The organism is Streptomyces sp. NPDC057280, assembly GCF_042668605.1.
Classification (GTDB): Bacteria; Actinomycetota; Actinomycetes; order Streptomycetales; family Streptomycetaceae; genus Streptomyces.
In genome coordinates this window covers 300,837-312,635 of the sequence record NZ_JBHUYR010000007.1, presented here as the reverse complement: position 1 = coordinate 312,635, position 11,799 = coordinate 300,837, and the positions used below count along the sequence as shown (strand labels likewise).

The window sequence follows — 11,799 nt, the reverse complement described above, 5'->3', positions numbered from 1 at the left end:
GTTCTGCGGGTGCGGTGTCAACCGTGGCCAAGGGTCACTCCCGAAGCGCGAGGGGGCTGCCCGTGCGGGGGGACACGGGAGGGGGTGTACGCCGCTCGCGGGGGATCGTCCCCGCGTCGAATTCCGGACTTTAACCGCCCGCCACCGCTCACAGACGGCCTGAGCCGAAAACTTCCCTCTCGCGAGGGAACCGGTGATTCCTGTTACCGATCACCGATGCCCGTCACACCGATGCCCCCTCGGACCTCACCAGTCGCTGCGCGACGAGGAACTCGTCGTGAACTTCCGTACGACGTAGATGAGCCCGCCGACCAGGGCCACGAAGACGAGTGCCTTGAACAGCAGCCAGACGACGAAGTGCAGGACGCTGGCTATCAGCCCGCCGAACACGACCAGAGCGATGACGGGCACCGCGACCCACTTCACCCACCACGGCAGTCCCGCGAAGATCTCACGCATCGCCCTTACCTCTCTCGTCCTGGCTTCTCTTGTCACCGGATCTTCCGATGTCCTGCTTCGATGCTAGGACGGGCAAGGGCCCGAACGGGGGCCTCGCACCCCTCGTCCTCCCCTGATCGAACCCCTAGGGAACCCCGAGGCGACGGCTCAGCTCTCCGGGGGAGAGAAGACCACCAGAACCCGCAGATCCTCGCTGATGTGGTGGAACTTGTGGGCGACACCGGCCGGCACGTACACGACGCTGCCACGGGCCACCTGGGTCGTCTCCAGACCCACCGTGATCGCGGCACGGCCGCTCACGACGAAGTAGACCTCGTCCTGGTTGTGCGGCTTCTGTGGATCATGCGCACCGGCATCGAGCGCGTACAGGCCGACGGACATGTTCCGTTCCCGCAGAAACTGCAGGTAGGCGCCCTCGTTGGAAGCGCGCTCCGCCTCCAGTTCGTCCAGCCGGAATGCCTTCATCGCCGTTGTCCACCCTCGTCACACTGCTGGTAACCGATCTCTTCTGCCACGATCAGACACATGAAGAATTTCGTAGTCAAGACGATCGCCAACGCGGGCGCCCTGGCGGTCGCCGTATGGCTGCTCGACAAGATCACCCTGACCGGTGACAGCACGGGCAAGAAGATCGGCACCCTGATCCTGGTCGCGCTGCTCTTCGGCGTGGTGAACTTCCTGGTCAAGCCGGTCGTGAAGCTGCTCAGCCTCCCGCTGCTCATCCTCACGCTCGGTCTGTTCACCCTGGTCGTCAACGCGCTGATGCTGCTGCTGACGTCGTGGCTGGCCGACAAGCTCGATCTGAGCTTCCACGTCGACGGCTTCTGGACCGCCGTCGTCGGTGGCCTGATCATCTCGATCGTGTCCTGGGCGCTCAACGTCGTCCTTCCCGACGGGGACTGAGCCCGAGGATGACCTACCGCGTCTGCTTCGTGTGCACCGGCAACATCTGCCGCTCGCCCATGGCCGAGTCCGTCTTCCGCGCCCGCGTTGCGGAGGCCGGGCTCGACGACCGGATCGAGGTCGACAGCGCCGGCACGGGCGGCTGGCACGAGGGCGACGGCGCCGACCCGCGCACCGTCTCCGTCCTGGAGGAGCACGGGTACGACAGCGCCCACACGGCCCGCCAGTTCCAGCCGTCGTGGTTCGCCCGCCTCGATCTCGTCATCGCCCTCGACCACGGCCACCTCAAGGCCCTGCGACGCCTCGCGCCGACGCCGGAGGACGCGGCGAAGGTGCGCCTGCTGCGCTCGTACGACGCGTCGGCGGGCGACGATCTCGACGTCCCGGACCCGTACTACGGAGGCATGGACGGTTTCGAGGAGTGCCTTGAGATGGTGGAGACGGCGAGCACGAGCCTGCTCGACGCCGTACGTGAGGACGTGGAAGGACAGGCGGCATGACGGAGACGACCGGGACCACAGGGGAGGGCACGCGCGCGGTGCGGGCCGGGCTGCCCGAGCCCGTCAAGAACGAGCCCACCCTTCCCGGCCCGGTCTTCGCCGCTCACTTCCATCTGCCGGGCGACGTCGAGGGGCCGTACACCTACGGCCGCGACGAGAACCCCACCTGGACCCTGTTGGAACGGGCCGTCGGCGAGTTGGAGGCTCCCGGGCAGGACGATGTCGAGACGCTCGTGTTCGCCTCCGGCATGGCCGCGATCTCGTCGGTGCTGTTCTCGCAGCTGCGCGCCGGCGACGCGGTCGTCATGCCGGACGACGGCTACCAGGCGCTGCCTCTGGTCCATGAGCAGCTGCGGGCGTACGGCATCCAGGTGCGGACCGCGCCGACGGGCGGGGACGCCCAGTCGGCCGTGCTGGAGGGCGCGCGGCTGCTGTGGATCGAGACGCCGTCGAATCCCGGGCTCGACGTGTGCGACATCCGTCGGCTCGTGGACGCGGCCCACGCGCGTGGTGCCCTCGTCGCGGTCGACAACACGCTCGCCACACCGCTCGGACAGCGCCCGCTGGAGCTCGGGGCCGACTTCTCCGTGGCGAGCGGCACCAAGCAACTCACGGGACACGGAGACGTCCTGCTGGGATACGTCAGCGGCCGCGACGCCGAGACGATGACGGCCGTACGACGCTGGCGCAAGCTCGTCGGGGCGATCCCCGGTCCCATGGAGGCCTGGCTCGCGCACCGGTCGATCGCCACGCTCCAGCTGCGCGTCGAGCGGCAGAGCGCCAATGCGCTGGCCGTCGCCGAGACGCTGCGCGACTGGCCCGAGGAACTCGGAGTGCGCTACCCGGGGCTGCCCAGCGACCCGTCGTACAAGATCGCCTCGCGGCAGATGCGCCGCTTCGGGTGCGTCGTCTCCTTCACGCTGCCCACGCGCGCGCGTGCCGAGCGTTTCCTCGACGCCCTGCGGCTCGTGGACGACGCGACCAGCTTCGGCGGGGTGCGTTCGACGGCCGAGCGTCGGGGGCGCTGGGGCGGCGACGCGGTGCCGGACGGTTTCGTCCGCTTCTCGGCCGGCGCCGAGGACACCGAGGACCTGGTGGCGGATGTGCGGCGAGCCCTGCGTGAGTCGGCCGATTGAGCCGTACACGTACCCGCCGGTCGGTGTCCGGCTACGTACAACGGACGGTCCGAGCCTCCCCCCTCGTGGCTCGGACCGTCCTCGGTTCCGCGCGCGAAGAACCGCGCGAACAAGGCTAGTTGACTCTGTGTCAGTGTCCAATCACAGTAGCGACAGAGACCTATCGACATATTTATAGTTGGGGCCCGGCCGGGGGCCGGCACAGGGCTCGGATGCGGAGGGCGTGGCATGGATCTGGCCTTGTTGCGGACCTTCGTGACCGTGCACCGGGCCGGCTCCTTCACCCGCGCCGCCGCACTGCTCGGTCTGTCGCAACCGGCTGTGACCTCGCAGATCCGCACTCTGGAACGGCAGTTGGGCCGGCCCCTGTTCCTGCGGCAGGCCCGCGGCGTGACCCCGACGACCATCGGCGACGAGCTCGCCCACAAGGCGGCGCCTCATCTGGACGCCCTCGTGGAGATCGCCGAGACCGGCCTCGACGACGAGTCCTCCTTACGGACCCTGCACCTCGCCGGGCCACCCGAGTTCACCGCGGAACGGGCCCTGCCCGCGCTGACCGAGCTGACCGGCGAGGACGGCCAGGGCTTCGCACTGCGCGCTTCGTTCGGAAACGCCGAGGAGACGCTGGAAGGGCTGGCCGCCGGGCATCACGATCTGGCCATCAGTACGGCCCGTCCACGCGGCGCCCTGCTCACGGCGACTCCGCTCTGCGACGAAGTGCACGTCCTGGTCGCCTCCCCCCGCCGGGCGGAGCAGATCGGCTCGAGCCTGCTGCGCCGCAAGGGAGCGCACGCCCTGGAGGACGTCCCGGTGGTCGAGGTGCACGAGTCACTGCCATTCGTCTCCCGCTACTGGGCGTCCGTCTTCGACTCCCGTCCGGCCGCCCCGGGCACGGTCATCGTCCCCGATCTGCGTGCGGTGCTGGCCTGTGCGGTGGCGGGGGCGGGGCTGGCGGTGCTGCCCAGATACCTGTGCGCCGAGGCCCTGGAGCGGGGGGACGTGGTCGCGCTGCACCATCCCGCGGTGCCACCGCTGCGCACGTACTTCCTGGTGGTCCGCACCGGCACCCTGGCCATGCCACATGTCGCACGGGCCCACGACTGGTTGCTGAGGGCGGCCGACGACTGGGGCTGACCTGCGGTTCTCCATGGGTCACCGGGTGCACTCGATCAATGACCGCATGCGATGTTTCACGTGGAACCAAGCGGGCCACATTTCACCCATGACCGTCCGACCCGTGGTCAAGCGCACCGCACGTGCCGTTCTCCTGGACGGCGACGACTTGATCCTGATCAAGCGCACCAAGCCCGGTGTGGATCCCTACTGGCTCACCCCCGGCGGGGGCGTGGAGCCGAGCGACACGACCGTCGTCGACGCCCTGCACCGCGAGGTGTACGAGGAACTCGGCGCCAAGATCACCGACGTGGTGCCCTGCTTCGTCGACACCGTGGAGCACATCGGCGAGGACGGCGGCGCGAGCGGAGTGAAGGTCCAGCACTTCTTCGTCTGCCGTCTGGAGTCCATGGACACCTCACTGCGGCACGGCCCCGAGGTGGACGAGCCCGTCGGGGAGTACGAGATCGTGCGGGTGCCGTTCACCCGGGTCGGGATCGCCTCCGTCCATCTGGTGCCGCTGTCGCTGCGGCACTACCTGGACGGCAACATCGAGGGCGTACGTGCCATGCACGCGCCGGACCTGGGATGAGGCGGCTGCGGGCACTCAGTCGCCGATGACGACGAGCTCCTCCACCGAGTCGTGGCGGATGCGCTCGGAGGGGACGCCGCTGTCCCTCAGCGCGTCCACACCCTTGCGGATCATCCCGGGCGGGCCCGAGACATAGGCGTCGAACTCCTTCCAGGGGCCGTACCGGCGGATCGCGTCGGGGAGCTGGAGGCGCGCCTGCTCATCGATGACGGCGCGCACGGAGAGCCACGGGTGGGACTGCTGGAGGCGGAGCATCGTGTCGATGTCGTACAGGTCGACGTCGGTGCGCGCGCCGTAGAACACCTCGACCGGCCGCCGCTCGCCGTGTTCGGCCACGTCCTCGACCAGCGCCTTGATGGGCGCTATGCCGGTGCCGCCACCCAGGCAGAGAAGACCGCTGTCGGTGGTGTGGTCCACGGTCATCGAGCCGGCCGGCGGGCCGAGGCGGAGGACGTCACCGGGCCGGGCGCGGTGCACCAGGGCGCCGGAGACCCAGCCCGCGGGGACGGCCTTCACATGGAACGACAGCAGGCCGTCGGAGCGGGGCGCCGAGGCGAAGGAGTAGTGCCGCCAGATCCGCGGCCACCAGGGCGTCTCCAGGCTGGCGTACTGCCCGGCGAGGAAGGGATAGGGCTGGTCCGGGCGGACGGTGACGACGGCGACGTCCGGGGTCCTCAGGTCGTGCGCCACGACCTCCGCGCACCACCAGGCGGGCGCCCGCCGTTCGTCCGCGGCCGCCGCGTCGATCATCATCTGCGAGATCGTCGTGTACGCCCGGACCCAGGCCGCCTCGAACTCCGGGCCCCAGATGGGCTCGGCGTACTGGTGCAGGGCGCCGATGAGGCACTCGCCGACGGCCGGATAGTGCTCGGGACGCGTGCCGTACTTGCGGTGGCCGCGGCCCAGGTTCTGGAGGTAGTCGACGAGGACGGGGCTGTTGTCGATGTGTTCCGCCGCGGTGAGCAGCGCCTTGAGCAGCCGGTCCCGCTGGGTGGCCATCGCCGCGGGGAAGAGCGAGCGCAGTTCGGGGTGGCGTACGAAGAGCAGGGCGTAGAAGTACGAGGTGACCTTGTCGGCGACCGGGGCGACCTCCGCCATGGTCCTGCGGATGAGAACCGCGTCCGGGGAGGTTTCCTGGGCCCTCGCGGGGGCGGCCCACTGAGGGGGCACGCACTGTTCGGCGGGCGCGGCCGTCTCCGGTGACACGGGGACCGGCACGGGAGACGCCGGCTCGTCGCCCGGTGGCGTCGCCGGCTGCTGGTGCGGCGTGAACCAGCCGCCCCGGCCACCGGAAGTGCCGTTCTCGGCCGATGTGGTGGTCGGAGCGTCCATGGTGTGCCTCGCCTCGAACATCTTCATTGGCCGCAGCGCGCTCAGCGCAGCATCGCATCGTGCGGGGACACCCCGGCCGCATAACCGAAAATGCGGGTCTTCGATCTCTCCGTCGCGTTAGGCTGCGTCGCCTCGTTCTCGGTCCCCATGGACAGGCAAGGGCGCGCATCATGGATGCACGCAATTACCTTGCGCGGCGCACCAGTTCATAGGCTTCCCACAGGTCCTTCCCCGCGTAGGAGTGGGTCGCGAGACCGGCCAGATGACGGTCGGCATTGACCGCGACGGAGACCGGAACCACGCCGAAGAGGTCCTTGTCCGACGACGAGTCTCCATACGCGACACATTCAGCCCGGGTGACCCCGAACTCCTCGCACAGCCGATCGGCGATCAGCACCTTGGCCGCGGCGTTGAGCGCTCCGGCCGGATCCACCGGCTCGGTGAACGGCACGGCCGGAAAACGCGATCCGTATGCCGCATGCGCACCCCAGGCCATGAGCCGCTCGACGAAGAAGGAGGGAGAAAGCGACACAACGGCGCAGTAGTCCCCGCTGCCCCGGATCTCCTCCCAGACCTCACGAATACGGGCCAGCCACGGCGCGCCCTCGAATGCGGCCGTCACATGGGCGTCCGTGAGATCCGCCCACAGGGTGTAGACCTGCGCCGCATAGTCGGCCGGCTCGATAAGCCCCGACGAAACCGCCTGATCGAGGGCCACGGTCTCGGCCTCCAAGCCGAGTTGCCGGGATATCTCGACCGGAGCGGAGGTGCCGTGCAACAGCGTGCCGTCGAGATCGAAGAGATGAAGTCTGGCCATGGAACCCGAGGCTAACGGGGTTGGCTGAGGCCCGAGGCTGCCCGGTCGGCTTTCGTGCGGTGTCGCGAACGGGGCGGCTGCCTGCGGTTCGCCCATGTTTCACGTGAAACAACGGGCAGCTGTCGCCGGGCTGTGCAGGCGGCTACGGCATGGCCAAAAGCTCGTACCTCTCCCTGGAAACGGGTGGACGTCAGGGGTGCCCGTCAGACAGCCTGACCTGCGTGTCGACACCTTCCCCCGCCGCTCTGCCCATCCGCCGTCTGACGCATCGCGATCTCGCCGCCTGCGCCGACCTGTCCGAGAACCGGGGGTGGCCGCGAGAGGAGCACAAGTGGGGCTTCCTCCTCGCCGCCGGGACGGGATACGGCATCGACGACCCCGAGGGTGGTCTCGTCAGTGCCTGTGTCGTCACCGAGTACGGACCGCAGGAGCGCCCGGATCTGGGGGCCATCGGCATGGTCCTGGTCGCCGAACGGCACGCCCGCCAGGGGATCGGGCGCCGGTTGATGCGCCATGTGCTCGCGGCCATGGGCACCACGCCCCTGACCCTGCACGCGACTCCCAACGGCCGCCCCCTCTATGAGGAACTCGGCTTCAAGGCCACCGGGCGAGCGGAAATGGTGCGTGGGCATTTCAGGGCCGCCGGCTACCGGCCCACCGTCGTGACACGGGCGGCCACCGGTGGGGACCTCTCCGCCATTCTCCGGCTCGACGAAGAGGTGTTCGGCGCCGACCGCACCCACATCGTCACGCGGCTCCCCGCCTTCGCCGACCATCTGCGGGTCGCGGAGGAGAACAGCCGGATCATCGGGTACGCGGCCGCGTGGCCCAACATGGACACCCACGTGGTGGGACCGCTCGTCGCCCGGGACACCGACACGGCGAAGGCTCTGATCGCCTCCCTCGCCGCCCACACCGACCGACCACTGCGCACCGACATCGATGTACGACACGAAGAGCTGCTGGCGTGGGCGCGGGCACACGGCCTGGAGTCCGTCGCCTACAACGCGGTCATGACCTACGGCATCCCGGAGTTGCCGGGTGACTGGAGCCGGCGGTTCGCGCCGGTAACGGTGGCGGCGGGCTGAGGTGGCCCCGGTCTCGGGGTGAGAGGGTCCGGCATACGACTGCGTCGGCCCCCCGAACTCCTCGTGGGACCGACGCTTCCGTCTCGGATCAGTGGTGAGCGGCGGCTCGCTGTTCGGCCGTCGGCACGGCTCCGGCGACGACCGCGCTGGGCGTGCCGGACCTGTCGTCCCGGCGCTCCAGGGCCGCCGAGAGAACAGCGAGGCCCAGAGCACCCGCGGCGAGGGCGGCGCCCACCCAGTTGGGGGCGGTGTAGCCGAGGCCCGCGCTGATGACCAGGCCGCCGAGCCAGGCGGACAGCGCGTTGCCGAGGTTGAAGGCGCCGATGTTCACGGCCGAGGCGAGCGTCGGGGCGCCGTGTGCCTGGTCCAGGACGCGCTTCTGGAGCGGCGGGACGGTGGCGAAGCCGAGGGCGCCGATGAGCGCGATCGTGACGGCCGCGAGCACCTTGTTGTGCGCGGTGACGGTGAACAGCGCGAGGACGATCGCGAGAGCACCCAGGGAGACATACAGCATGGGCATCAGGGCGCGGTCCGCGTACTTGCCGCCGACGAGGTTGCCTCCGACCATGCCGAGCCCGAAGAGGACGAGCAGCCAGGTGACCGAGCCGTCGGCGAAACCGGTGACATGGGTCATCATCGGTGCGATGTAGGTGATCGCCGCGAAGACGCCGCCGAAGCCGAGCACGGTCATCGCCATGGCGAGCAGGACCTGGGCGTTCTTGAAGGCGGCCAGCTCGTGGCGCAGGTGCACGCCCTCGGGCTTGGGCATGTCGGGGACGAGCTTGGCGATGCCTGCCAGGCCGAGGACGCCGAGGGCGGCCACGATGGCGAAGGTGACGCGCCAGCCCACGGTCTGTCCGACGAGGGTGCCCAGCGGCACGCCGACCACGTTGGCGACGGTGAGGCCGGTGAACATCATCGCGATGGCGCCGGCCTTCTTGTCCGGGGCTACCAGGTCGGCGGCGACGACCGACCCGATGCCGAAGAAGGCGCCGTGGGCGAGCGAGGCGACGATCCGGCCGATGAGCATGACGCCGAAGGCGGGGGCGAGGGCGGAGAGCAGGTTGCCGACGATGAACAGGCCCATCAGCGCCATCAGCATGCGCTTGCGGGAGACCTTGGTGCCGAGCACCGTCATGAGCGGGGCACCGAACATGACGCCGAGCGCGTAGCCCGTCACCAGGAAGCCGGCCGTGGGGATCGAGACACCGAAGTCGCCCGCGACCTCGGGCAGCAAGCCCATGATCACGAACTCGGTGGTTCCGATGCCGAAGGCCCCGATCGCGAGGGCCAGGAGCGCGAGAGGCATGGAGGTCTGCACCTTCCCGGTTGATTGCATGAGCGCTTTACGTTCGATGACAATACTTGCAGACGCGCGCTAATTGCAAGCGCAGGCTATTGCGGGCCTGCCCTATCCTGGTTTCAGCCGTTCCGGGACGAAGGAAGCGCCAATGACAGCGACGGACCCCGCACTCACCGCCCTCGCCCAGGGCTGGTGCGCCCTCTCCCTGCTGCACGGGAGGATCGAGGCCCACATCGAGCGGGCCCTCCAGGCCCGGCACGACCTCAGCGTGCGCGAGTACTCCCTGCTCGACGTCCTCAGCCGGCAGCACGACGGCGACGGCGGGCACCTCCAGATGAAGCAGGTCGCCGACGCGGTCGTGCTGAGCCAGAGCGCCACCACCCGACTGGTGACGCGTCTGGAGGACCGCGGCCTGCTGACCCGGTACCTGTGCCCCACCGACCGCCGCGGCATCTACACCAACGTCACCGCGGAAGGCCTGGCTCTGCTGGAGGAGGCGCGACCGACCAATGACTCCGCCCTGCGCGAGGCACTGGACGAAGCGGCCAAGAACCCCGAGCTGGAACCTCTGGTGAAGGTCGTCGAGTCGCTGAAGGTGCCCGCATAGGCTGACGGCATGGGAGATCTTGAAATACGCGCCGCCGGTGCCGACGACGTCGCCCCGATCGTCGCCATGCTCGCCGACGATCCGCTGGGTGCGCAGCGCGAGTCGCCGGACGACCTCGCGCCCTATCTGACCGCGCTGGAAAGGCTCAGCGCCGACCCGAACCAGCATCTGGTCGTCGCCGTCCGCGAGGGCCGTGTCGTCGGCACCCTTCAGCTCACGATCATTCCCGGGCTGTCCCGGCGCGGCTCGACCAGGTCCATCATCGAAGGCGTCCGTGTGCATGCCGATGAGCGCGGCAGCGGACTGGGAACCCAGCTCATCGAATGGGCCATCGAGGAATCCCGGCGCCAGAACTGCCAGTTGGTGCAGCTGACCTCTGATGCCACCCGCATCGACGCCCACCGCTTCTATGAGCGACTGGGCTTCGAGGCCTCGCACGTGGGCTTCAAACTGCCGCTCTGACTTCCACACAGCGGCGGGGGCCTGTTTCACGTGAAACAGGCCCGCGCATCGCTCAACCGATGCCGCGCCACCCTTCCGGGTCCACCCCACCAGGCACAGGCGCCCCCTCGTCGTACGGCTCACGCGTGAACACGAACGACCCGAGGTCCAGATGGCTCACGCTGCCGTCAGGCCGCCGTACGGCCCGCAGAAGCTCTCCGGCGTAGTAACCCTCCAGCCCGGTCCAGGTGCCGTCGATGTTGGCGCGGAAGCGCGAGCGTCGGCCGCCGCCGGACAGCGGCCCCATCGAGACGCCCCCCTCGGAGGTGAGCCGCAGGGCGAAGACATGGGTGCCCCAGTACCACTGACCCGCCAACTCCAGGACGTCCGCGTCGACTTCGGGCAGCGGGCGCCACGGCTCGGGAAAGCACGGCTCGGCGTCCGCGACGATCCGGACCAGGTCGGCGCCCACGGCGGACAGTGCCGGGCCGGACGTGCAGTTGGCCAGCACCACCGCAGCGACATCGTCCGCCACGCTGATGGTGAGATTCGCCAGGAACCCCGGCAGAGAACCGGAGTGCCCCACGAGCAGCCGGCCGTCCCGGTGCTGGATCTGCATCCCGAGACCGTAAGTGGCGCCGTCGACCACATCGGCGGCCTCGGCCGGTGCGGCGGGCGTGCGCATCTCCCGCACCGACTCCGCGCTCAGCACCCGGTCGTCCCCCTTCGCCAGGAAGGCCGCGAACTTGGCCAAGTCGTCGGTGGTGGACCAGAGTTGGCCCGCCGCCGCCATCCTTCCTAGGTCCTCGGTGGGTTCCGGCAGCATCACATCGGCCCACGGATGCACGGCCCAGCCGCCCGCGTGCGGGGCCGACGGATGGGCACTCGTGCGGTCCAGGCCCAGGGGCTCGAGCACTTCACGCCGCAGGACCTCCTCCCATGAGGCGCCGCGCACCTTCTCCACCAGAGCGCCCAGCAGGGTGTAGCCGGGGTTCGAGTAGTGATGGCGGCGGCCGGCCGGATGCAGGAAGGGCTGTTCGCCGAGAACGTCGGACAACTCGGGACGCAGGGCCCCCGGGGTCCGCTCCCACCACGGGCTGGGTGCCTCGGCAGCCAACCCGGCCGTGTGCGCGAGCAGTTCGGCGATCGTCGCCTCCCCCGCGCCGGTGCCCGGAAGGTGCTTCTCCAAGGGGTCGCCGAGGTCGAGCAGTCCCTCGTCACGCAGCCTCAGCACCAGCACGGCGGTGAAGGTCTTGGTGATCGAGCCGATCCGGTACTGGACGTTCTCGTCCGGGCCGTGGCCGTCCACCGAGGTCCGTGAGCCGTGCCAGACGGCCCGGCCGTCCCGCACGACCGCCGCGACCAACGACGGCGCCCGTCCCTCGGCCTGCGCCACGGCGATCCGGTGCAACAGGGCACGACGCGTGCCGGGAAGCAGCAGTTCCTGAGATGTCGTCATGGCCCCAGTCCACCCCGCCAGGTACCCGGGCGTCGAGTTCATTCCGCCC

At 69.6% G+C, this 11,799-nt stretch carries 14 protein-coding genes; 8 read left to right on the top strand and 6 right to left on the bottom strand.

The window, feature by feature from the left end:
- Positions 1 to 246: 246 nt before the first annotated feature.
- Together ACFUO4_RS33780 and ACFUO4_RS33775 are read right to left on the bottom strand one after the other, a co-directional pair.
- A complete protein-coding gene (locus ACFUO4_RS33780) occupies positions 247 to 459 on the bottom strand; it encodes a DUF5326 family protein (protein WP_079307499.1) in 213 nt (70 codons plus the stop codon).
- Between the two features lie 147 nt (positions 460 to 606).
- A complete protein-coding gene (locus ACFUO4_RS33775) occupies positions 607 to 924 on the bottom strand; it encodes a cupin domain-containing protein (RefSeq protein WP_079307501.1) in 318 nt (105 codons plus the stop codon).
- Positions 925 to 984: 60 nt separating this feature from the next.
- On the opposite strand from ACFUO4_RS33775, the gene ACFUO4_RS33770 reads away from it, so the two are divergent.
- The 5 genes from ACFUO4_RS33770 (at position 985) to ACFUO4_RS33750 (ending at position 4,703) form a co-directional block, all read left to right on the top strand.
- Positions 985 to 1,362: a phage holin family protein gene (locus ACFUO4_RS33770; protein ID WP_079307503.1), complete on the top strand. Its 378-nt coding sequence runs from the start codon at positions 985 to 987 to the stop codon at positions 1,360 to 1,362.
- Between the two features lie 8 nt (positions 1,363 to 1,370).
- Positions 1,371 to 1,862, top strand: a complete 492-nt coding sequence (locus ACFUO4_RS33765; protein WP_383491956.1) for a low molecular weight protein-tyrosine-phosphatase — start codon at positions 1,371 to 1,373, stop codon at positions 1,860 to 1,862.
- The gene (locus tag ACFUO4_RS33760) at positions 1,859 to 2,998 is read left to right on the top strand and encodes a cystathionine gamma-lyase (protein WP_383491954.1); all 1,140 of its coding nucleotides are present in this window, start codon (positions 1,859 to 1,861) and stop codon (positions 2,996 to 2,998) included. Before ACFUO4_RS33765 ends, ACFUO4_RS33760 begins: the two co-directional genes overlap by 4 nt.
- Before the next feature lie 228 nt (positions 2,999 to 3,226).
- Positions 3,227 to 4,132 carry a LysR family transcriptional regulator gene (locus ACFUO4_RS33755; protein WP_383491952.1) on the top strand — a complete coding sequence of 302 codons (906 nt, stop codon included), beginning with the start codon at positions 3,227 to 3,229 and terminating at the stop codon, positions 4,130 to 4,132.
- A gap of 88 nt (positions 4,133 to 4,220) precedes the next feature.
- Positions 4,221 to 4,703, top strand: coding sequence for an NUDIX domain-containing protein (locus tag ACFUO4_RS33750; RefSeq protein ID WP_079307510.1), 483 nt, complete (start codon positions 4,221 to 4,223; stop codon positions 4,701 to 4,703).
- A 15-nt stretch (positions 4,704 to 4,718) separates the two neighbouring features.
- On the opposite strand, the gene ACFUO4_RS33745 is transcribed toward ACFUO4_RS33750, so the two are convergent.
- Both ACFUO4_RS33745 and ACFUO4_RS33740 read right to left on the bottom strand, forming a co-directional pair.
- Positions 4,719 to 6,056, bottom strand: a complete 1,338-nt coding sequence (locus tag ACFUO4_RS33745) for a globin domain-containing protein (protein ID WP_383492257.1) — start codon at positions 6,054 to 6,056, stop codon at positions 4,719 to 4,721.
- Positions 6,057 to 6,219: 163 nt separating this feature from the next.
- The gene (locus ACFUO4_RS33740) at positions 6,220 to 6,852 is read right to left on the bottom strand and encodes an HAD family phosphatase (RefSeq protein WP_079307512.1); all 633 of its coding nucleotides are present in this window, start codon (positions 6,850 to 6,852) and stop codon (positions 6,220 to 6,222) included.
- Between the two features lie 221 nt (positions 6,853 to 7,073).
- Between ACFUO4_RS33740 and ACFUO4_RS33735 the strand changes: the two genes are divergently transcribed.
- Positions 7,074 to 7,940, top strand: coding sequence for a GNAT family N-acetyltransferase (locus ACFUO4_RS33735; protein ID WP_383491949.1), 867 nt, complete (start codon positions 7,074 to 7,076; stop codon positions 7,938 to 7,940).
- An 88-nt stretch (positions 7,941 to 8,028) separates the two neighbouring features.
- On the opposite strand, the gene ACFUO4_RS33730 is transcribed toward ACFUO4_RS33735, so the two are convergent.
- Entirely contained in the window at positions 8,029 to 9,249 is a 1,221-nt protein-coding gene (locus ACFUO4_RS33730) for an MFS transporter (protein ID WP_383491947.1), read from the bottom strand.
- 142 nt (positions 9,250 to 9,391) lie between these two features.
- Between ACFUO4_RS33730 and ACFUO4_RS33725 the strand changes: the two genes are divergently transcribed.
- Entirely contained in the window at positions 9,392 to 9,850 is a 459-nt protein-coding gene (locus ACFUO4_RS33725; RefSeq protein WP_079307516.1) for a MarR family winged helix-turn-helix transcriptional regulator, read from the top strand.
- A 9-nt stretch (positions 9,851 to 9,859) separates the two neighbouring features.
- Positions 9,860 to 10,312 carry a GNAT family N-acetyltransferase gene (locus ACFUO4_RS33720; protein ID WP_383491945.1) on the top strand — a complete coding sequence of 151 codons (453 nt, stop codon included), beginning with the start codon at positions 9,860 to 9,862 and terminating at the stop codon, positions 10,310 to 10,312.
- Positions 10,313 to 10,364: 52 nt separating this feature from the next.
- Here ACFUO4_RS33720 and ACFUO4_RS33715 read toward each other — a convergent pair whose 3' ends face one another.
- Entirely contained in the window at positions 10,365 to 11,750 is a 1,386-nt protein-coding gene (locus ACFUO4_RS33715) for a serine hydrolase domain-containing protein (protein WP_383491943.1), read from the bottom strand.
- Positions 11,751 to 11,799: the final 49 nt, after the last annotated feature.